Source organism: Rugamonas apoptosis (assembly GCF_014042355.1).
Lineage (GTDB): Bacteria > Pseudomonadota > Gammaproteobacteria > Burkholderiales > Burkholderiaceae_D > Rugamonas > Rugamonas apoptosis.
Genome location: NZ_JACEZU010000011.1, coordinates 1 through 20,323 on the forward strand (window position 1 = coordinate 1; position 20,323 = coordinate 20,323).

Consider the following 20,323-nt stretch of genomic DNA (forward strand, 5'->3'; position numbering starts at 1 on the left):
CTTCTATAACCGCCAGCGGCGTCACTCGCGCCTTGGCTACGTATCACCAGCATCGTTTGCCGCTGATTTCAGCAAACAGGCGCTGGCGGCTTGAAACGGAAGTGTCCACTATTGACAGTACACCTCACCTGGAAAACCCGGGCGGCATGGTGACGTTTCAGGCTTCAGGCGAAATATTACGAAGTTGGAGATAGACGGCGGAGCTCGGATTACAACGCTCATGCTTGCCGAGATGATCCGGGTGAAGAATAACTTGGTTACGATCCTGGACGGAGGTTGGGGTACATACACAGTTCCAAATCTTCCGTTTAAGGTGGAGTGGCCGGTATTTGCAGTATTTCATACAACCGGCCTTAGAGCCCCTTCGGTTATTGGTTGCGTGATAAGAATCAAAGATCCATCTGGGCATATCGTGCTTCAGCATGACTTCCAATTTGAAAAGTTGGACGACGGAGTCGTTCGAGCTCTATATTCACAGGTTTTGTCGTTTGATGCTAACGTGCTTGGCGCTTGGAATTTGGAGGTCGTTAGTGGCGAGTACGTGCTCGCGACGATGCCGGTTCACGTCTTGCTTGCAGAGTCCATGGATTGAAAGTTCGAATTTGAAATGACGCTCAGGACCAGACGGGGCACTCATCGCTTCAGGAAGTGGCCTGCTAAGCGTAGCGCTTACTCGGCAGAGGTTTTAATGCGCTTTCCGACCATAACTATTGACAATCCCACAGGCTAAGCCATTCGGCTGGTGTGATGACCCTGACACCGCACACCTCTTTGAGTTCGTCCCTCTTGTCATTGATGCGACCATCCGTGGTGATGAAATAGCCGTGACGCGCACCAGCTTCGACAACATGGGTGGCATCTGCAAGGTACTTATCACGATTGCCGTTCCCTATGATGATTTCTTCGACCAACACTCTTTTTCTTTCCTCGTCCGTCGATGGATTTATGGGGAAGGTGAACAGCATGCCGCTTGCCTTGTCCCTCGCCGGTATTGGAGTACCAGGGGCGTCAACTTCGTCTTTGACTGACTTGGGCATGACGAACACCGCTTTACCAGCCTTGTGGAGCGCAGGATGCGGTTTCTATCGAGGTCGTTATCATGCGCAACGAACATGCAGTTATCGAGGTAGTGGACGGTATTCCGCATGTCACCGTGCTTCCCGCGTAGGTCGTGAACGTTCGGATTGCTGATCGGGTCCATTGCGGAGTCCTGGCGGGTTTAAAGGGGTGCTCAATTATGACGCAGATCTGGGCCCATATACGGCGACGGCACCAAGCGGAAAATATCTTGTGGGCATCGCTGGCGCTGCGGTGCTCGGTAGGTGTACGCTGCCTCATTAGATCGAAGGAGGGACTGTGGCGACCTACAAACAAATTCAAGATGATGTACGCGCAAGGAACGGGCGAGTAATCAAGACTTGCTGGATTGCGCATGTGAAGGAGCAGAACGGGATGCACATGCGAGCAGCCCCAAACCGACTCTCCCCGGATGCGAGGGCGCATCCTTGCCCTGCGGAAGTGAGGCCCATGATTGAGGCGTCTATGCGCCGATTGGGTGTGCTGCCTTCAAAATAGCGTACAGAGTAGCGCGACTGATACCGAATTCTGCTGCAAGAGCGGTCTTGTTTTCGCCTGCTCTAGCACGTTCACGCACTGCCGTGGCCTGTACTGGCGACAGCTTGGCACTTCGGCCCATATGCGTACCTGCTGCGCGTGCCTTGGCTTGGCCTTCTACCCTTCGTTCGTTAATCATCGCCAGCTCAAAGGCAGACACAGCACCCAGCATGGTTAGCAGCATCTTGTTCATGGCGTTGTCCTTGTCGCCAGTGAAGGTAAGCTGTTCCTTCTTGAAAGTGATGGCTACACCCTTGTCGGTCAACTGCTGCACCAGTGCCAGCAAATCGGAGGTGTTACGGGCCAGTCGGCTGATTTCGTGAACCACTACGGTGTCGCCGTCGCGGACGTGTGACAGCATCGCCTGCAGGGCTGGACGGTTGGTGTCGCCACCACTGCACTTGTCCGTGAATACCTTGTCCAGTTCGATACCGTCCAACTGACGCACAGTGTTCTGACCTACCGAGCTAACCCGCACATAACCGACCGTCTGACCCTTGCCCATAACTTGCCTCATGTGTGAATGTGTAAGAGAAGTATAAAGAGCTTATCGGAATATGTAAAGAAACTGCAAGATATATACTTTCTGGACACGGTATTATGCGGGTTTGCAGGGAGGCAGCCGAAGTGAATGGAAAGTATGCCTTGTTGGATGCTTGAACGATCTATCAGCACCGATCAGTTCGGGAATTTTTTACGATATGATGGTTGACAATTATATGATTGTCGCTGTAAGATATGATTGCAGTAGATGATATCATGGTTGAGTAAGTTTGATTCGTTAGTCTTGTTAGTCTTTTGTAGTGAGTTTGTTTTATTAGTGAGAGCCTATTCTTATTTATATGATGTTTATACACAGGAGAAAATTATGACTGCCAATAAACTACTTGATGATCGTAAGGCCAGCTTATGAGTTGGCAGAAATGCTAGCTGGATACCTTTTGTAATACTTCAAGGAGTTAAAGATGAATTTATCAAAAAATGAGGCCGTAATTCTTGGGTTACTGGTTGCAGGCGAGCGAGAAATGTACGGTTTGGAAATGGTTAAGAAATCGGATGGGAAATTAAAGCTGGGCACCATATATGTAACACTTAGCAGACTGGAGGATAAGGGATTCTTGAAATCTCGAAAAGAAATGAATGATTCAGTAGTGCCGAGAAGGCTCTATGAGATTACTGGAAGCGGCACGCGTGAAATTCGAGCGTGGACAGCAGCAATGTCTGAATACCAAAACCAACTTTGTGGAGTAGAAAATGACGCAAGGATCGCCCAAGGATGTTGAAGGAAAAAAAGAAATTAATACTGAGTCATTGGACGTTGAACACTATTTTCCAAAAGAAAGGAACGAAAAAGACTCTAGGACGGAAATTTTAAATAGGTATGAAAATTACGTCGTATGGAGCAGCGAAAATTCTAAGCGGGCTGCAAAGGTTTCTAATGAAGCAGCGAAACGTGCTGCGCTGGAATCAGAACTTATCCTACGAAGATATATAAGAAACGTCTTATTTGCACGTAAAAAAGGTGGGGAGGCACCTAAAATTGAGTCGGCTCCGGGCTATCAAATTTTCAAGATGCTCGAAATGGTTTGTAGTAAAAAGACGGTCGAACATGTGATTGAGCCTTTGCATGCGGAGTTCTTGCACGAATATTATCAAGCGTTAGAAGAAAAAAGAAAGTACAAGGCTGCAATTATTAATGTAAAAATGAAGATTTCGCTTGTTTACTGTGTTGTTAGTAGCAAATTCTTCGAAATTGTAGGAAAATGTATCCAAGCTGCTTTTAAAGCAAAGATCGGGAAGTAAAAATTATCTTTCCCGACTATTGTTCCAGTAACCATATTGGAAAACAGCTGATTATAATTAGCGTTATTACAGTCAACAGTCTTTAATTTGACGATATAGATTACTATGTGAAAGGGGCTACATTTTGAGCCCCTTTTGTACATTTGGATTTGGATTTGGATTTGGATTTGGATTTGGATTTGGATTTGGATTTGGATTTGGATTTGGATTTGGATTTGGATTTTTAGATTATGGCGATTTCTTTGTTTATCTCAAAGGCTTACAAGTTTAAATTAATCCCTGGCTCCTTCCAAATCGCCGTATCTATTTTTTCACAAGTCAGCCGTTGTTTGTTGCATATTCGTTTGGATTGCGTTACGCGTCCCGATCAACTTGCAGACGGCACATGGAGCTCAGAGCGAAGGTCACTTCCATCCTTCTGGGTGTTATTTGCTGGAAGTTGATCTCGAAGCCGGCTCGTGCCATCTTGTACGCGTTGTTCAGGTCTTCCAGTACTGAGATATGGCATAACAGGATGCCAAGCTTCACAGGCATGCCTTTCTGGACGCAAAGACAACTTTGAAAGTCAATCGCATGCACCAAAAATTCTTGACAAGTGGAAATTTTTAAGAAATAATGCGCACCTCGCTGACGTTCTCCGATGTTGGCAAGCCTACCTTCCTATAGATCCCCCTTTATGAGCCACTCCCTTTTCGAAGGGATATTTGCGCTTTCAATCGATCAATGCTCCTTCGCACTACCGATTCCGGTCGAGTACGTGTTTTATTCATTTCGAATATGGAGTCACTAATGCAAACGAATCAAAGTCATACTCAAATCCCCCATCAACCAATGCGATGCCTGAAGGTTGGTGACGTAGCTCAGAAATTAGGCATCGGCGTATCCACTGTTTGGCAAAAGCTTAAAGATGATCCAACTTTCCCTCGGAGCTTCCCGCTCTTTGGAAGTGGCAAGGCAACACGCTGGCGAGAAACTGACATTGATAATTTCATCATCTCGCGATTGCAGAGTGCAGCCTTATCTCGCTAAAGATCAAGGAAAGGAAATATCTTGCAAATATCAAAACGAGACAGAGATGCAGATAGGACGCTAGTTAAATGGGCAGTGGAAACGTTCATGGAGGAGTCTAACGGGCAAAAAATTCTGGCCGTGGTTCAAACTCTCAAACAGTGGCGAAAACGCGAAGATAATACGTTGCAGGCACTTACCGAATCCGAAGTCGTCAAGCTGATCCAAGTCGTCAAAAAAGAAATCAATCGAGCAATTTACGATACTGCATATAGGCGCTACAAGAAAATGGCACCACTGCTTTGCAGTCTTGAAGGCCAGGAAAAATACAAATTGCTTCATCTGAATTTGGCCATCGCACTACCTGGCTGGATGACTGAAAAAGAAGGAATGCAGATAGTGGAAGCCACTCTGGGAAATAAGGAATGGTGTAGGCCACGGAGCACGATAAAGAAGGCTTGGACCCCAGAAAAATGGTTCAAATATATGACGAAGGAGCATGGCACTCTTTTACTGGAAGTGTGCCATTTTCCATCTCGCTTGACCCCTTCCAGTTATATCTCACCTAAGTACCTCCAAAACCCCAATCCACAGTACATGCTAGAGCGCTTTAGCAACCCACCATCACGCGAGCAAAAGAGTAAATCGAAGCTTGCGTCTCCACCCACAATACCGGAATCAGCTTGTAGACGCGGTCAGTTGTCCTTGTCTTGATTCCGCACGCAAACATCTGCTGTTGTGCTACGAGTTTAATCCAAAGCAAAGCCGACTCGGCTTGCTTTGGATTTTTGTTGCCTTTTGCTTTGCAATTGCAAGCTCGGGAACGACTTTTCCTTGTTGTAGAGAGATGTTTATTGAGTAGGGCACAATGGCGGTGCTGTCGAAAAACGCCTTGCAAACCGAGTGGAATTTCGGCCTTACCAAACTACGTGAGGACACTTTGTTAGTATGCTACCGCGCCCATATTTATCACCCCCTTCAATCGCTCCGGATAATCAAGCTTTTGCTTTTTACATTCCTTCATGAACAACTGATATTGTTTAAAATTTGGCAAAAGAACAATCGCCTCCTCAATATCGAAATTGAAATCCTGAGGATGCCTCCATTCTCGCTCGTGTGTCCAATCAATGAAATTATCCGTCTTGCCCAACTCCAGGTTTACAATTCTCCAGTACTCTGATTCAGGAAGAATCTTTTTTGCTGCTGTCGTTGGTTCGTACACTACTGGGCGAGCCCCCTTTTCAAAGGCATATGGCTTTGGAAACATCACCCCAGCGCCGTTATAGCGGACCTTCGAATCAGGATTCTGTTTTTTGTACTTTTGTTCATATAGGATGTTTTGCGCAATACCAGTCAATGGTGCATCTTGAAAACAAACTGCTGGGGTTTTTCCCACAATGAATCCGCTAGTGGTTGTACTGGCAATGATCTTTCTATCATTCAGAATTTTAATCAAAAGAATTGCCAAGGAAAGCTTCTCATCTTTTACATTTTTGTTATTTTCGACCCTTGTCAAATGTACGACACATGTCGACAAGTCAGACCGTTCCGCGATTCTGTTCTTCCAAGTATCTTCTTTGATTCCCATCAGTGTATTCCTTTTAGTATGGGGATTCTGAGCGTGGCTGTTGATGTTGGGCAATGATAACTATAACTCAACCATTGCTCGGTGTCAGGAAAAATCCAAGCTGCAACCTCATGAAATTTGTGCGCTTGGGTTGAGCCTGCCTGCTTTCTAGCAATTTATGCAAAAAATATGAATGCAAATAAAAAACGGTGAGCATTTCTGCTCACCGTTTTTCTTTTTAGGGTTCCCCGAACTGCTAGAACTTGTTTAATTCGACTAGGCGCTGTTCAGTAAACTGAATGGTGCATTTCAAGTCTTGTTTGCATGTGGCTTCCTTTTTTCGAATCCAGGCAATTTCAGACTGTTTGAGTTCTGCTCGCCTTTCTGCGGGCAAGCCTTTGATGAGGCCTGCATAGACCCTATTCAATTCCGCATCTACGATATACAGACGCTTATGGTCAGGTTCAGCAGGATCGTCCATTGGTTGAGCATTTCGGGCTGAAAGAATGGCATCCTTCTCCTCGGCTTCGCTGTGGGGTGTTTCTTGAACTGAGGGACGTATCTCTGATATTGGTGCCGGAACTTCGCTGCTTCCTGCAATTTTGACGTCATGAGCATCGTAGCCGCCTGCTTTAACAATGATGGCGGGATTTAACTGGACTTTTTTGGTGTTGGCATCGAAGCCTGCGACGACCGCTTTAACTTTGATCACGCTGCACCCTGGCAGGCTTTCGATCACTTTGCTTTCATCTGGGGTGCGCGACGACAGCAGCACATTGGTATCCGGCTGCGCCATCTGCACCTGTGCTGGTGGCGTTACTCGGTTTGCTAGTTCGTCGCACTTCGTAGAAATATGAAAAGCGCCAGCACCAGCAGGCTTGATGTTATCAACCACCAGATCCCATATGATTACAGTGCCTTTCGCCTTAGTCATAGCATCTAGCACTGCTTTGCTTCGCGCCGCCTGTGGTGCTTCCGTGACTTTTTCAGTACCCGAAAGGCGCATGAAGGCGGCCATTTGATTGTCGGGCGGGGCTGCCCCTAGTTCAGTCAGTTTATTCGCTTCTGGGCCTGTTACGTCGGCTTGTACTAACTTAGCCAATGCTTCCGCACTGGCTCCAGCAGCCACAGTTGCTTGCGGAGCGCCAACGCCGACTGGCGCTTCCACGACAGGCTCGGATGCTTGGTCCTTGGTGCCAAGCATAGAAACTACGCCACCACTACCAATGACCACCAGAACAGCCACGATGGCTATAAGCCATCCCTTACCTCCACCCTTGTGCAAAGTTGCGGATACATCGGTTGTCGCACTTATAGATGGATTCGGCTTCGCACTGGTCAACACCAAAATGCCCCCGATGAACGCCAGTGCCATGAAGATTGCTACAAACGTGCCGCCCAACACTGCACCAAGTACAGCCGAAATTATGAGCCCCCATCCAGCCGGTTTCGCCTTCGAAAACGAAATGGCGGCAAATACGATCACCAAAAATGAAAAGATCACGCCCCCCCAGCCAAGCCCTACTACGGTGCTTGCACGCTCAGCTTGAAATGCCGATGCCACGCCACCGAAGACTAAAGTGACTAGCGCCGCTATGACGGCGAATATACCTGCGATGATGCCGATCACTCCACCCGTTTTGTTCATGTATGACCTCTGTTTCCTGTTGAAAAAATTAGTGTTAATTTCTTCAATTATACGCGGAACATCACCTAATTGAAATTTAGGTGACGTTTGTGCGGTTCTCACTTTGCCTGCCGTCTGGTGAAGTGGCCATTTTTCAGGCCACATCGTTATGACGACAACAAACGCGGTTCTTGGTGACAGGATTAAGCAAATTCGTAAGCAAAAAGGGGTTAGCCAGATCGAAGCAGCAGAAGCCGCTGGTATCGACCCAAAATCATTAAGCCGAATTGAATCGGGAGTCTTCAATCCCTCTGTCGAGACATTGCACGGGCTTGCCGTGGCGCTGGAAGTCGGAATGCAAGACTTCTTCATTACGGAAGAAGCCTGGGCGCGTCTACAGCGAGGTTATGCCCTGGAGTGCATCGCAAAGGCCACGGACATCGAAATCGTGCAGATGGCTGCGGCCCTGGAAGAAATACTGAAGCGTCGTCGATCCAAGAAGCCAAAGACGCAAAAAAATTAGCAAGGTGAACTCAGCCTCACTCTCCCACCCACTTTTACGGATACACATATAAAAATTGATATGAGCAAGCCAGAGTTGAAGACCAGTTTCGTCATCTCGCCATTTGGAGAGCCGTTTGACACATATTTTTCGCACATCATCAAGCCAGCACTGGAGGATTGCGGATTATTTGCGGTTCGCGGCGACAGTCTTTACCGACCAACCACTATTGTTGACGACATATGGCAAGGCATCCGCGACGCCGATCTCTTAGTTGCTGAGCTTACCGATCGGAATCCGAACGTGTTCTATGAACTAGGACTCGCGCACGCAATTTCTAAACCCGTGATCCTGATCTCAAAATCGATCGAAGACGTTCCTTTCGATCTTCGCTCGATTCGGGTTTTGCTCTATGACAAAGACCATCCTGATTGGGGGAACAAACTGCGGGCGGCCTTAACAAAGGCAATCCAAGAAGTGATGACGAATCCTCTGAGTGCAATTCCAACCACTTTTAAATCTCCAATCAAGACCAACGCACCAGAAGAGTCAGAGACGCTCCTTAGACTTGAGACACTGGAGTCGCTAGTTCACAGAATAGCTGACTCCGGTGGGGCGACATACAAGGACGGAGACGTGCTCAATGATGGCCAAGGCGTGAAGCCTTTCAGCCCCAAATTCAAGGCTGGCCAAGAGGTCTACCATCAAAGGTTCGGAACAGGCAAAATCTTGAGAATTGAAGGTGGAAAGAACCCTCGCGCGCAAGTGAACTTCGATCATGCGGGAATGAAAGTACTGGATATGGCCATTGCCAAGATGGAGGCCCTTTCCTAAGAAAGGCCTTTGGCGCTGCAAAGTAAGCCAGGTCACTTTGAATGCAGAATGCTTTGATGTTTGCAACAAACAACAAATGAAAGGACCTCCAGTCTTGTCTAGCAGCATCCCGTACGAATAGGGGTATTACAGGGGGTATTATGGAAAATCGAACTCCATTAATGATCATCAACCATATGATTTTAAAGAACAATTTCACTTAGATTCGGTAGACGCCGTCTCCACCACCGAACAAAATCAAAGGGCTCCAAGCTACGCTTGGGGCCCTTTGTTTTTGTTCGGAGTGTTCGACGAGCGGGAATCGAATCCGCGGACGGCGCAGCCGGACGCGGGGTGGAGCTGGGGTTTCGGGTCGCATGCGGCCCGCCAGCGGAACGACGCCCGCTTGCAAGCGGGCGGCTCTCCGATTCATCTGACTCCAAAATCGCCTTTGGCGATTTTGCGCCAGCGTCATCTATCCAGCAAAAATTCGCCAAGAAAGTTACTTTTCGAAAAATTCTGATTGAATTCTGATTTATCTACAGCCATCCGCAGTTTAGGTCAAAAAACCGGATCGGCCCCACCATGCAGGTCAGTACAGCCCGCACGCTCTCCAATCTAGCAATCTGATCCCCCCTTGCGACCCGTTCAACACCCGACGTCCTAGCACATCCGCATGTTGCCATATCGCTTCCTTTACCAATGAATTCTAAGGGTTGGGAAAAAATAAAAATAGAATCAGAGATGACCACTACTGATAGGAAAACGTGCAGCAACGGGTGCTGCCACTAGCCCCTGCTCATCTGGTAACGTGGTAATGTTGCCTAGGTGTTTCACCAGGTGAAATGCTGAACTTCCGCAATTTAGATGGCTTAGCCAATGAGAACGACTCGGTTATTTGAACGGGATTCTGCTGCAGAACCTCAGCTTCCAAGTTGAAACTATTGCTAAAAAGTACCAATATGTTGCTGGATGAAGTAAGATGGGGCGCTTAGCCATGTAGCGTGAATTTCAACAACGTCCGCCCTTGGCCCACGAACCTACCCCCCCCATGACTGCAACTGCCATCACTCAAGCTTCCACGCCATCGCATCTTCCTTTCCTCAAGTGGGCTGGTGGCAAACGCTGGCTGGCCGAGCATGTACTGAACCTTATTCCTGCGAACTTTTCGACGTACTACGAACCCTTCCTAGGTAGTGGAGCCATCTTTTTCTCCTTGCAGCCGAAGGCCGCAGTGTTGTCCGACTTGAACAGCGAGCTGATTAACGCCTACGTAAGCATTCGGGACGATGCTGAAAAAGTTAGCACCGTTTTGCGTCAACATCATCGGCAACATTCAAAAGATTACTACTACGAAGTCCGAGGCAAGGTCCTCCGAGCGCAGCACACCCGCGCCGCACAATTTATTTATTTGAACAGGACCTGCTGGAACGGACTCTACCGAGTTAATTTAACTGGCAATTTTAATGTTCCGATTGGGACAAAAACTAAAGTCATTTTAGATACGGACAATTTCCCAGCTACAGCTGAACTGTTAAGTCGTGCTGAACTATACTGCCGAGATTTTGAGGAAACTATTAATCTTGCAGGTCAGAACGATGTGATTTTCGCGGATCCTCCCTATACAATTCACCATAATCACAACGGCTTTATAAAATACAACGAAAATATTTTTTCGTGGCAAGACCAAATTCGCCTTCGTGATGCACTTGTAAGAGCGGCCGCACGCGGGGCGAAAATTATCATGACCAATGCCAACCATGAAAGTGTTAGATCGCTTTATGAAATAGGTTTTACGCTTAGCCCTGTATCGAGAATGAGTGTTATTGCTGGTTCTTCTTCAGCCAGAAAGGCTTACGAGGAACTCCTTATCGTCTCGGAATAAAAGCATGAATTTAACAAATTGTCTAAAGATGATATCTAATTTATTTAGGGCAATATTAAGACCGTTTCCACTAATAGGTGGTCTTGCAGATTGCAGCCGAAAAGATCACGCTTCCGCGATAAAGGATTTCTTTTTAACAATTACTTTCTCAACACTGACCTTCTGGGTCACTGTTGTCATCATGAGCGTGCTAGCACTTTACTCGACAGCAACCACGTCGGACATGATTCTGAAAACGGTATCGAACGGCGAACTTTTGACTTTTTCGGTATCGTTTGCTGGCCCCATTCTTCTCGCCGCGATGCAGGATCGAAATGGTAAAAGCCCATTCCCTGGGGCAATTTGGCACGTTTATGCACTATGGGCGTTCGCGATCATCGCGGCAGTAATCTTTGGCCTTTTGAAATTACAAGTGGTAGCCAACCTCAACATTGGCTTAAACATGGACAGAGTACGAAATTGGTCATACTTCGTTTTTGGCCTTGCACTAGTCTTACGCTATACAGCCATCGTGTACCAGAAGATGCTAGGCGCAGCGGATGCTTTAATGCCGAAGCAAGACAAAGAGTTCTCCGATGAGTGGGCTGCACACGCGAAGAAAAAAGGACAAGAATCGTGAAACAACAAAGCATATTGGTGGAAAATTTTGAGGAATCCATCCCTTGCCTCAAGTTGCGACAACCTATTGGTGATTTCTTTATTGCTACTATAGATTCAAAGATTCTGTGCCAAATCACGTACTCAGATGTGCGGCGAATGGCTGATGATCGGCAATTTGAACAATATTTAGGCATTCAACGCCCGCTATCCTTAACACGCGTTAAGGAAATTGGGCAGTATGTAAATACTGTGGATGCATGCTTCCCAACTGCAATTATCCTCGCTATTGACGGACGATACGTTGAGTATATTGAGGCCGAGAATAGGTTGATATTGCGCAATTTTACCGATAGTGAAGAAGAAAATATTGAACTAACACGCATTGCCCAAGTTCTTGATGGCCAACATCGTATCGCCGGCTTGCAAGAATTCACGGGTGAGCAATTTGATGTAAATGTCAGCATATTCGTTGACATGGATGTTGAAAGCCAGGCATACATCTTCTCAACTGTAAATTTAGCGCAGACCAAGGTCAATAAAAGCTTGGTATATGACCTCTTTGAATTATCAAAAGCTCGCAGCCCACAAAAAACATGCCATCAAATTGCAGTTGCGTTGAATGCGTATGAAGAAAGTCCATTTTATTCAAAAATAAAACGCCTGGGCACTGCGACGCAAGGGAAGTTTAAAGAAACCCTTACGCAGGCCACATTCGTAGAGGCTTTAATAGGGTATCTTACGGAGGACAAAGTAGCTGACCGAGATTTGTATCGTAGGCGTGGCACGCCAAAATTTGATGAATCGAAAGCCAATAAACTAATTTTCAGATCTTTTTTTATTAAAAACAAAGATCTAGAAATCACCGACATACTTGCGAACTATTTCGGGGCTGTAGCAGAACGTTGGCCAACGGCTTGGGTTAATGGTGGTGACGGTTTAATTTTGAATAAAACAAATGGATTCCGTGCCTTGATGAGATTCCTTAAGCCGTCTTATATAAGTTTGCGCTGGAAAAATGAAATTCCTTCGAAATCTGATTTTTTATCCATCTTTAAAAAAATAGATATCAACGATGAGGAATTTACTACTACGCGCTTTAATCCAGGAACTAGCGGCGAGTCGAATCTTTATAGAACATTCATGTCTCATTCCGGTTTTGAAGCTAACCACAAACTTTTATAGACCTCATGGATAACTATGACTAACTGTCCGGGCGAGCATTGCTCGGACAGTTATGGTACCCCGAAAAACCACCCCAGCTCTGGCATGATGTCAATGACCCGATTCTGACTTGATTCCGATGATCACACACAGCTTGTTTGCCGAGCAGGAGCGTGAAGCGAAGCTCAACGAGCTTGGCGATACGCTGCGGGTGTTGGAGCAGCATGTCGACTTTACTGCGCTGGCCGCAGCGGTCGATGCGGCCGCGCCACGCCCCGGGCGTGAGCGTGGTGGCCGCCCACCGTTCCCGACAGAACAGATGGTGCGCGTGTTGCTGATTCAGCAGCTCTTCGATTTAAGCGATGAGCAAATGGAATTCCAATTGCTCGACCGCCTCAGCTTTCAACGCTTTGTCGGGCTGCTGCGCCACAGCAGCCCGATTCCCGACCGGACCACGATCTGGACTTTTAAGGAGCGGTTGATTCAAGCTGGCGCCAGCGAAAGCATTTTTGACGCGGTCAACCGCCAGTGGTCGAAATACGGCTATATGGCGCGCGGCGGGCAGATGATCGACGCGAGCATCGTACAGACACCCAAGGAGTCGATCAGCAAGGGGGGGGAAGCCATCGTGAGCGAGAACGCGATGCCGGCCGACTTGCAGCCTGCGAAGCGGCGCCAGAAAGACATTGAGGCCCGCTCGGCCAAGAAACAAGGCAAGTCCTACTCCGGCTACAAGCTCTCGGCCAATGCCGACAAGCACCACAAGTTCATTCGCAAGATCAAGGTCAGCACCGCCAGCGAGCACGACACCCAGCACTTTGAGGCAGTGATTGATCCGGGCAACACCAGCCGCGAAATCTATGCTGACAAGGGCTATGTTGCCGGCGAGCGTGAAGCACGGCTCAAGGGCCGAGGCTGGCGCATGTATATCCAGCGCAAAGGCAGCAAGGACAAACCGCTGTCCGAGGCGCAGGAACGGCATAACAAGCGTATCGCCAAACCGCGTGCCCGTGTCGAGCACGTCTTCGCTGGCCTGGCGCAATTGGGCGGCAAGGTACTACGCACGATTGGCCTGGCGCACGCCACGTTGCACCTGAACTGGAAAACCGCTACCGACAACTTGCAGCGCTTTACCTACCTAAAGGAGGCCGGAATCGTGGCGTTTTGACGCCCGAGGTCCGCCCGAACCGCAGAAAATGGCCAGCGCGGGCCGTCGAACGGCCGTAAAGCTGGCACGCCCAAGAGCTGAAACACCGCTTACGCCGAGACTTTTTCAGCACGCGCTCTCGAATCTCCGGCTATTCGAGGTGCCCCTTAGATCAGCGTGCCACTTCTCTAACAATCCAGTACATAACTGCAAGTACTCTGTATGGCTGGCGATGTCGCAGGCCAAAAAATCGAGAAACTGACCAAGTACCGGGTCGTGTTCGTCAACCGGCTCGGCGCGCGACAGCACGACCTCGGTTTCCGGTATCGTGGTTTGGTAGCGGTCAGTCAGCGTGGATTCGACTTGGAGAATGGCAGCCATGGCGCATTCCGGTAAAATGGGTGGGGATGCCTCATGTGGTAATTCAATCACCTTGCTCCATCAATACAAGTGCATTGCCTGCAATGGTTGCCATCCTGTTCAAGAACTCGGATGGCGAATGATCGAAGTGCTGGCAACGGGCAGGAGAAATGCATGTATCACTATACCGATGGCGGCCTGCGCAACGTTTGGCTCAAGAACGGCTACACCGAGCACAACACGCCCTATGGACAAGGTGTTTCCTTCCACAACCTGGACGGCTTGGCGGCGGCGATCTGCCGCGCCTTGTGCGACAAGCCGGGAAAGCTGACTGGTACGGAATTCCGCTTCATCCGCACAACGCTGCTCTTATCTCAAAAATCGCTGGGCAAGCTGTTCGGCTACACCGAACAGGCCGTAGCCAAATGGGAAAAATATGGAAAAGTACCCAAGCTGGTGGACGCCGCGCTACGGCTGGTTTTCATCGAGCGACATGATGGAACCAGCAAGAGCGCGACGGCGGTTGGCTTGTTGACCGCCATAGACCGCATCGCGAAAGCCAGAATCATTGTCACGGAATCGAATTCCAAATGGACATCAACCATTGAGCTGGAAGCGGATGAGCGGGATCTGGCCTACGCATGAAACTCAATCTTCACGCGCCTGGAAACTGCGCGTCAAGCTAACCGACAAGGTACGTCCCAAGCCCGACCGACGAGCCGACACATACGCCCGTCCCTGACCGTCCGCAAAAAAACTCATACTGAATGCGTTACACTATCCCTCAATCGATATCGCACCAGGAGAGCACCATGAGCGAGCACGTCATCGACGTGATCCCCATCAGTGAAGCTCAGGTCAGGCTTACCGAACTCGCTGCGGACATAGTCAACCACGGCACGGAAAAGTTACTGACCAAGAACGGTAACGCCTACGTGGCGTTGGTTGATGCCCGCAAGCTCGACTACTACCATGCGCTTGAAGCCGAGCACGCGGGGTTGGTCCTTGTCCAAGGCGCCCTTGAGGGTCTGGAGGATCTGGCAGCTGGCCGTGTACTTGATGAAGCTGAGCTTGACCAGATCCTTTCGGTCCAGCCGCGCAAGATGGCCTAAGCCAGCGTGTCGCTACCGGCCAACGCGCGCTTCTACGACCTCGCCTAGAAACTGCGCGTCAAGCTAACCGACAAAGTCCGCCCCCGCCCCGCGAAGTACGACGTCGCATCCTTGTAGCTGGCCGATTGCGGATAGTAGCCGACGTACTGGCGGTCGCCCAGGTTCTCGATCCCCACACCCAGCTTGCCCCATTCAAAATCGTAGCTGCCCGCCAGGTCCGCCAGCGTATAGCCCTTGAAATGCTCCTCCAGGTTGCTGGTGCCGACCGTGCGGCCGATATTGATATCGCGGTCGAACAGCGTGGTCGCCTGCAGGCGCAGATTCGCCTTGGGCAAGAAGCGCCAGTTGGCGCCGGCCACCAGCTTGTCCGGGCCTTGCGAGCGCGCCCCCAGTGCCACGTCCATCGGTGCGCCAGCGGCGGTGGCGGTCTTGCCCATGGTGCGGGCGTACGAACCAAACGCCGACAACTGCTTCGACGTGCGCAGCTCGCCCGACACTTCCCAGCCGCGCACCGTGGTCGGCACGCGATCGAGCTGGCCGATGCCGGCGGCATTCACGCGCAGCACGCCACCCAGCTTGGAACGCGAATCGTAGACCGACGCGCTCAGGCTGCCCATGGCACCGCGCCAGTTCACGCCAATCTCATTGTTGCGGGTGACGATAGGTTCCATGTCGAACAGCGTCGCGACCGACTGGCCGGGCAGTTTCACGGCGCGCAGCACCAGGCCCACGTCCGGCAAGCCGAAGCCTTCCGCGCTGGAAACGAAGGCCGACCAGTTCGGACTGAAACGCCACACCGCGCCGATATTCTTCACGTTCTTGGTGAACGAACGCTGGCCGCCTTGCACCACGCGGCTGTTGTAGGCGGCCAGCGTGGTGTAGGTATCGACATCCAGTTTCGCATCTTCATGGCGGACGCCGCCGCGCACGGTCAGCGGCCCGATTTCATATTCGAGCTGCGTGAACGGGGCGATAGACGTGAAGTCCAGGGTCGGCACCCAGGTACGTCCCGTGCCGGCCAGCCACTGCTTGGTGCGATCGCGCAGGTAATCCAGGCCGGCCGTGAATTCCAGGCCCGTGACCAGGGTATCGGGCCGCACGTAGGTCAGCTTGGCGCCGTATTTGTCGGCCACCACTTCGGACTGGTCGTACAGGGTGTCTTTCGGCGCGATCGCGATGTCCTGGAATGTCGACGTGTTGGTGGCACCATACAAGGAGGCGAAGTCCTGCTTGAAAATCTGCGCGTTGAAGCTGCCGCCCAGCAAGTCGCTGTGCCGGTATTCGAGGCTGCTGGTTTCCACCTTGTTGCGCGGCGGCGCGCCCGGCGGCGTGCCCGCCGTGGAACTGGTGGGTATGCCTGCGGCAAAGTCGGCCTTGACCGGCGCATAGTCGCCATCGCCTTCCATGCGGAAACGGTTGATGGTCAGCTGCAGGCGCTGGTCGCCAAAATTCCGGCCGACCTTGAGGAACAGGTCGCTGCCCTGGGAATCCATGGTGTCGCCCTGCACCGTTTCGATGCCGAGCGCGCGGCCACTGCCGTCGTAGCCCAGGCCACGCTGCTGGATGCCGCCGAAAGCCAGCAAGTCGAAATCGCCCGCTTTGTGCTGCAAGGTGTAGCCGGTCTTCCAGTCCAGGCTGTCGCCGCGCAACTGGGAGGACATGCGCATGTTGACCGACTGGGTGGTGCCATCCGTTTTCGGCGACTTGGTGATGTAGTTGATAATGCCGCCAGTGGCGCCCATGCCCTGCATGGCCGAGGCGCCATTGATCACTTCCACCCGCTCGATGATGGCGGTATCGGCCACATAGCCTTCGCGCATGCCGCCGCGCAGTGGGTTGGTTTGCGGTACGCCGTCCAGCAGGATCAGCGCGTTGCGGCCGCGCAGCGATTCGCCGGTCGAGCTCATTTTCTGGCGGCTGGGCGCGTAGCCGGGGATGTAGGTGGCCAGCGCCGCCGACGGATCATCCGCCAGCAGGTATTGCGCTTCCAGTTCTTTTTGCGAAATCACGCTGATGGCGCCGGGTATCCTGTCCACGCTCTTGCTGTTACGGGTCGCCGTCACGACCACTTCCTTGATCGGCTCGTCGGCGCTTTGCGCCAGCGCCGCGCCACCGGACAAGGCGAGACAAGCCAGTGCCACGGCACGGGCCAGGGGATTCAGCGTGGTCATACAGTCACTCCTAAACAATAAGATACAAAATGGAACGCAAATGATAATCATTATCATTTATAATAACAAGCACTTTTCATTACTTCCAAGAAAATATGTTGACTGGTTTGCTGCGTGCGCGGCTGCGCACTATTCACCTGTATGTGTCCCTGCTCTTCGGCGCGATCTTCGTCACGGCCGGCCTGACCGGCGTGCTGATCGCCTGGACCGATGAACTTGATGGCGCGCTGAACCCTGGCCTGCTGCGCTCGCGCGGCGCGGCCGGCAACCATGACGTGGCGCCTACGCCGGCCCAGGCGCAGGCCGCCGTCGAACGCCTGATGGATGCGCCCGGCTACGGCAAGCCCACGATGCTCAAGCTGCCTTATGCGGCGGACGACGTCTACGTGGCCTGGTACCGCAAGCCCAACAAGGACAAGGGCAGCTTAGCCACCAGCACATCGCGCCAGGTCATGCTGGACCGCTACACGCTGGACATCCTGGGCGAACGCAACTACGGCGAATTCGGCCTGTCGCGCGAACTGTTGATGCCGTCCCTGTTCCACCTGCACCGCTACCTGTACGCGGGAGACGTCGGCAAGACCGTGACCGGCATCAGCGGCCTGCTGCTGACAATCACATCGCTGCTGGGCCTGGTGCTGTGGTGGCCGAAGCACACGCTGGCCAGCCTGCGCAAGGCCTTGAGCGTACGGGGCGCGCCCACTTCGCGCCAGTTCCACTTCAGCTTGCACCGCACGGCCGGTTTTTTCATGACGCCCGTACTGGCCGTGCTGGGCTTTACCGGCTTGGCAATGAACCTGCCCGATTGGGTGCGCCCGGCGGTGGCCGCGGTGGCGACGCTGGAACATGAAGGCAAGGCCGCCAATGGGCCGGCCGAGGGCCGCAAGACGATCAGCGTGGCAGAAGCAATGGACATCGCCCAGCAGCGCGTGCCGCAAGGCCGCCTGACACGCCTGTCGCTCGGCTCGGCCAAGGCACCCTACGAAATCCGCCTGCGCCAGCCGGACGAAATCCGCGAGGGCGACGGCAGCACCCGCGTCAGCGTGGACGCCTACAGTGGCGCGGTACTGCGGGTGCGCGACCCGCTGAAGGCCGCGTCCGGCGACACCTTCTTCAACTGGCAATTTCCGCTACATACCGGCGAAGCCTTCGGCTTGGTGGGGCGGTTGCTGGTGTCCTTCTGCGGACTGGCGCCGCTCGCCTTCATGATCACCGGTCTGGTGCTGTGGCTGGGGCGCCGCAAGCAACGCCCCAGCGGCGCCACCTTGAGAAACAATGCACCGCAGCCGACACCCAAGCGCATATAATCTTGCAACGTTGCACCAGTCATTTCCGCAACCTGTACCGTCTGGAAGAACCGCATGCATGCCACCGCCCGCGCCCTGCCCGCCCGCCGCCATTCACGTCTGCCTCTGGAGCTCCGTCCATGATTCACCCAAAATTATTCGAACGCGTGCTGGGCCTGGCCAACCTGGGGTTGGTGGTGCTCGATTCCAGCCAGAACATCGTGCTGTGGAACCAGTGGATGGCCAGTCACTCGGGCTGGTCCGCCAGCCGCGTGCAAGGCAATGAACTGTTCGACCTGATCCCGGAACTGCGCGGCCAGCGCCTGGAACAAGCCGTGCACACGGCCCTGGTCAACAACCTGCCCACCCAGTTGCCGCAGGCGCTGAACCGCACCCCGTTCGCGCTCTACCCCACCGGTACCTGGGGCGGCGAACGCATGGAACAAGGCGTGTCCGTCACGCCCTTCACGGAAGGCAAGGAGCGCTATTGCCTGATCGAAGTGAGCGACGTCAGCACCACCGTGGGCCGCGAGCGCCAGTTGCGCGGCCAGGCTGAAGCCTTGCGCGCCCAATCCTATGTGGACGGACTGACGGGCATCGCCAACCGCCGCCATTTCGACGTGGCGCTGGACCGCGAACTGCGGCGCGCCCACCGCAACGGTAATGAACTGTCGCTGCTGCTGATGGACATCGATTCCTTCAAGGCCTACAACGACCACTTTGGCCACCAGCAGGGCGACGCCTGCCTGAGCCTCGTGGCCGAAGCGTTCGCCGGCATGCTGCAGCGCCCGGCCGACCTGGCGGCCCGCTACGGCGGCGAGGAATTCGCGGCCGTGCTGCCGGACACGGGGCTGGTGCAAGCCCAGCAGCACGCGGAAGCCATCCGCGCTTGCATCGCCGCGCTGGCCATTACGCACGCGCCGGCAGCCGTGCGTAACCACGTGACCATGAGCATCGGCGTGGCCAGCTTCGACAAGACCCGCCTGGCCGACGCGGAAAGCCTGCTGGGCGCGGCTGACCGGGCGCTGTACGCGGCCAAGCACGCCGGCCGCGATTGTGTGGTGGTGGACAGCGTACAAGACGCGGCCGCCTGACGCGGCACGCAACCGCCTGCGGCGGCACAACAACCTGCCGCACGCAGCCGCCCCCACCACGCCAGTCCTGAGTCACTTGGGATATCAGGGTCAGGTGGAAATGAATGCCACCTCCGGTATCGCGCTCTCGTAGCGCGCGGTGGCGTCCTTGAGCGTCAACTGGCGCAGTTCGACCAACAATTCCAGTCCTTCCAGCCGGGCGTCCACGGCCTGCGCCTTGGCCAGCCGGGCGGCGATATCATGCGTCCGCAATAAATTGGTGGCGATGGCGGCCGCCAGCGAGCACAGGCTGGCCACCGCGCACAGGATGCGCCAGCTGGGACTGTTCTCACCGGCCGAGCCCAACGCTTGCGTCAGCCGCAAACCGCCCACGGCCGGCGCGGCCGTCAGCATGGCGGCCAGCGCGCTGGCGATGATGCCCGTGTTGGTGAGCCCGGCGCCGCGCGCGCTGGCCTTGTGATTGAACGCGGCGATCTGGGCCCGCTTCTCGTGCAACCGCTTGGCCAGCGCGTCCCAGCCATCCCGCTCCGTCGCCGTCGCCATGTGCCCTCCCGTCGCCGCCATGCGGCACTT

The 20,323-nt window shown here is 52.7% G+C and carries 22 protein-coding genes; 15 read left to right on the top strand and 7 right to left on the bottom strand.

Annotation, left to right across the window (positions count from 1 at the left end; genetic code table 11):
* Nucleotides 1-220 precede the first annotated feature (220 nt).
* Nucleotides 221-592 carry a hypothetical protein gene (locus tag H3H39_RS20285; RefSeq protein ID WP_182155924.1) on the top strand — a complete coding sequence of 124 codons (372 nt, stop codon included), beginning with the start codon at nucleotides 221-223 and terminating at the stop codon, nucleotides 590-592.
* A 115-nt stretch (nucleotides 593-707) separates the two neighbouring features.
* On the opposite strand, the gene H3H39_RS20290 is transcribed toward H3H39_RS20285, so the two are convergent.
* Together H3H39_RS20290 and H3H39_RS20295 are read right to left on the bottom strand one after the other, a co-directional pair.
* Complete coding sequence (locus H3H39_RS20290) at nucleotides 708-965, bottom strand: PIN domain-containing protein (RefSeq protein ID WP_182155926.1); 258 nt, start codon at nucleotides 963-965, stop codon at nucleotides 708-710.
* A 575-nt stretch (nucleotides 966-1,540) separates the two neighbouring features.
* Nucleotides 1,541-2,119, bottom strand: coding sequence for a recombinase family protein (locus tag H3H39_RS20295; protein ID WP_182155928.1), 579 nt, complete (start codon nucleotides 2,117-2,119; stop codon nucleotides 1,541-1,543).
* Between the two features lie 460 nt (nucleotides 2,120-2,579).
* Here H3H39_RS20295 and H3H39_RS20300 point away from each other — a divergent pair, with 460 nt between their 5' ends.
* From H3H39_RS20300 to H3H39_RS20315, 4 genes are all read left to right on the top strand, one after another.
* Complete coding sequence (locus H3H39_RS20300; RefSeq protein ID WP_182155930.1) at nucleotides 2,580-2,897, top strand: PadR family transcriptional regulator; 318 nt, start codon at nucleotides 2,580-2,582, stop codon at nucleotides 2,895-2,897.
* Complete coding sequence (locus tag H3H39_RS20305; protein ID WP_182155931.1) at nucleotides 2,869-3,417, top strand: hypothetical protein; 549 nt, start codon at nucleotides 2,869-2,871, stop codon at nucleotides 3,415-3,417. The genes H3H39_RS20300 and H3H39_RS20305 overlap by 29 nt, the downstream gene beginning before the upstream one ends.
* A 789-nt stretch (nucleotides 3,418-4,206) precedes the next feature.
* Nucleotides 4,207-4,446, top strand: a complete 240-nt coding sequence (locus H3H39_RS20310) for a helix-turn-helix transcriptional regulator (RefSeq protein ID WP_182155933.1) — start codon at nucleotides 4,207-4,209, stop codon at nucleotides 4,444-4,446.
* Nucleotides 4,447-4,533: 87 nt separating this feature from the next.
* Nucleotides 4,534-5,139: a hypothetical protein gene (locus H3H39_RS20315; RefSeq protein ID WP_182155935.1), complete on the top strand. Its 606-nt coding sequence runs from the start codon at nucleotides 4,534-4,536 to the stop codon at nucleotides 5,137-5,139.
* Nucleotides 5,140-5,368: 229 nt separating this feature from the next.
* Here H3H39_RS20315 and H3H39_RS20320 read toward each other — a convergent pair whose 3' ends face one another.
* Both H3H39_RS20320 and H3H39_RS28615 read right to left on the bottom strand, forming a co-directional pair.
* The gene (locus tag H3H39_RS20320; protein WP_182155937.1) at nucleotides 5,369-6,013 is read right to left on the bottom strand and encodes a DUF2971 domain-containing protein; all 645 of its coding nucleotides are present in this window, start codon (nucleotides 6,011-6,013) and stop codon (nucleotides 5,369-5,371) included.
* A gap of 235 nt (nucleotides 6,014-6,248) precedes the next feature.
* Nucleotides 6,249-7,640 (bottom strand): lysozyme inhibitor LprI family protein, encoded by a 1,392-nt coding sequence (locus tag H3H39_RS28615; RefSeq protein ID WP_182155939.1) that lies wholly within the window; start codon nucleotides 7,638-7,640, stop codon nucleotides 6,249-6,251.
* A 148-nt stretch (nucleotides 7,641-7,788) separates the two neighbouring features.
* On the opposite strand from H3H39_RS28615, the gene H3H39_RS20330 reads away from it, so the two are divergent.
* The 6 genes from H3H39_RS20330 to H3H39_RS20355 all read left to right on the top strand — a co-directional run bounded on the left by H3H39_RS20330 (nucleotide 7,789) and on the right by H3H39_RS20355 (nucleotide 13,748).
* The gene (locus H3H39_RS20330; RefSeq protein WP_182155941.1) at nucleotides 7,789-8,142 is read left to right on the top strand and encodes a helix-turn-helix domain-containing protein; all 354 of its coding nucleotides are present in this window, start codon (nucleotides 7,789-7,791) and stop codon (nucleotides 8,140-8,142) included.
* A 60-nt stretch (nucleotides 8,143-8,202) separates the two neighbouring features.
* Complete coding sequence (locus tag H3H39_RS20335) at nucleotides 8,203-8,955, top strand: TIR domain-containing protein (RefSeq protein WP_182155943.1); 753 nt, start codon at nucleotides 8,203-8,205, stop codon at nucleotides 8,953-8,955.
* 1,030 nt (nucleotides 8,956-9,985) lie between these two features.
* Nucleotides 9,986-10,819: a DNA adenine methylase gene (locus H3H39_RS20340; RefSeq protein WP_182155945.1), complete on the top strand. Its 834-nt coding sequence runs from the start codon at nucleotides 9,986-9,988 to the stop codon at nucleotides 10,817-10,819.
* 4 nt (nucleotides 10,820-10,823) lie between these two features.
* A complete protein-coding gene (locus H3H39_RS20345) occupies nucleotides 10,824-11,438 on the top strand; it encodes a hypothetical protein (RefSeq protein ID WP_182155947.1) in 615 nt (204 codons plus the stop codon).
* Nucleotides 11,435-12,601: a DGQHR domain-containing protein gene (locus H3H39_RS20350; protein WP_311196946.1), complete on the top strand. Its 1,167-nt coding sequence runs from the start codon at nucleotides 11,435-11,437 to the stop codon at nucleotides 12,599-12,601. Before H3H39_RS20345 ends, H3H39_RS20350 begins: the two co-directional genes overlap by 4 nt.
* 118 nt (nucleotides 12,602-12,719) lie before the next feature.
* Entirely contained in the window at nucleotides 12,720-13,748 is a 1,029-nt protein-coding gene (locus H3H39_RS20355) for an IS5 family transposase (protein ID WP_182156327.1), read from the top strand.
* Nucleotides 13,749-13,853: 105 nt separating this feature from the next.
* Here H3H39_RS20355 and H3H39_RS20360 read toward each other — a convergent pair whose 3' ends face one another.
* Nucleotides 13,854-14,108, bottom strand: a complete 255-nt coding sequence (locus H3H39_RS20360; protein WP_182155949.1) for an AbrB/MazE/SpoVT family DNA-binding domain-containing protein — start codon at nucleotides 14,106-14,108, stop codon at nucleotides 13,854-13,856.
* A 153-nt stretch (nucleotides 14,109-14,261) separates the two neighbouring features.
* On the opposite strand from H3H39_RS20360, the gene H3H39_RS20365 reads away from it, so the two are divergent.
* Complete coding sequence (locus H3H39_RS20365) at nucleotides 14,262-14,732, top strand: hypothetical protein (protein WP_182155951.1); 471 nt, start codon at nucleotides 14,262-14,264, stop codon at nucleotides 14,730-14,732.
* 167 nt (nucleotides 14,733-14,899) lie between these two features.
* Entirely contained in the window at nucleotides 14,900-15,199 is a 300-nt protein-coding gene (locus H3H39_RS20370) for a type II toxin-antitoxin system Phd/YefM family antitoxin (protein ID WP_182155953.1), read from the top strand.
* Nucleotides 15,200-15,243: 44 nt separating this feature from the next.
* On the opposite strand, the gene H3H39_RS20375 is transcribed toward H3H39_RS20370, so the two are convergent.
* On the bottom strand, nucleotides 15,244-17,370 hold the full coding sequence (locus tag H3H39_RS20375) for a TonB-dependent receptor (RefSeq protein ID WP_229218158.1): 2,127 nt from the start codon (nucleotides 17,368-17,370) through the stop codon (nucleotides 15,244-15,246).
* Between the two features lie 95 nt (nucleotides 17,371-17,465).
* Between H3H39_RS20375 and H3H39_RS20380 the strand changes: the two genes are divergently transcribed.
* Nucleotides 17,466-18,677, top strand: coding sequence for a PepSY-associated TM helix domain-containing protein (locus tag H3H39_RS20380; RefSeq protein WP_182155955.1), 1,212 nt, complete (start codon nucleotides 17,466-17,468; stop codon nucleotides 18,675-18,677).
* A gap of 119 nt (nucleotides 18,678-18,796) precedes the next feature.
* Complete coding sequence (locus H3H39_RS20385; protein ID WP_182155957.1) at nucleotides 18,797-19,750, top strand: sensor domain-containing diguanylate cyclase; 954 nt, start codon at nucleotides 18,797-18,799, stop codon at nucleotides 19,748-19,750.
* Nucleotides 19,751-19,840: 90 nt separating this feature from the next.
* On the opposite strand, the gene H3H39_RS20390 is transcribed toward H3H39_RS20385, so the two are convergent.
* Nucleotides 19,841-20,293 (bottom strand): hypothetical protein, encoded by a 453-nt coding sequence (locus H3H39_RS20390; protein WP_182155959.1) that lies wholly within the window; start codon nucleotides 20,291-20,293, stop codon nucleotides 19,841-19,843.
* Nucleotides 20,294-20,323: the final 30 nt, after the last annotated feature.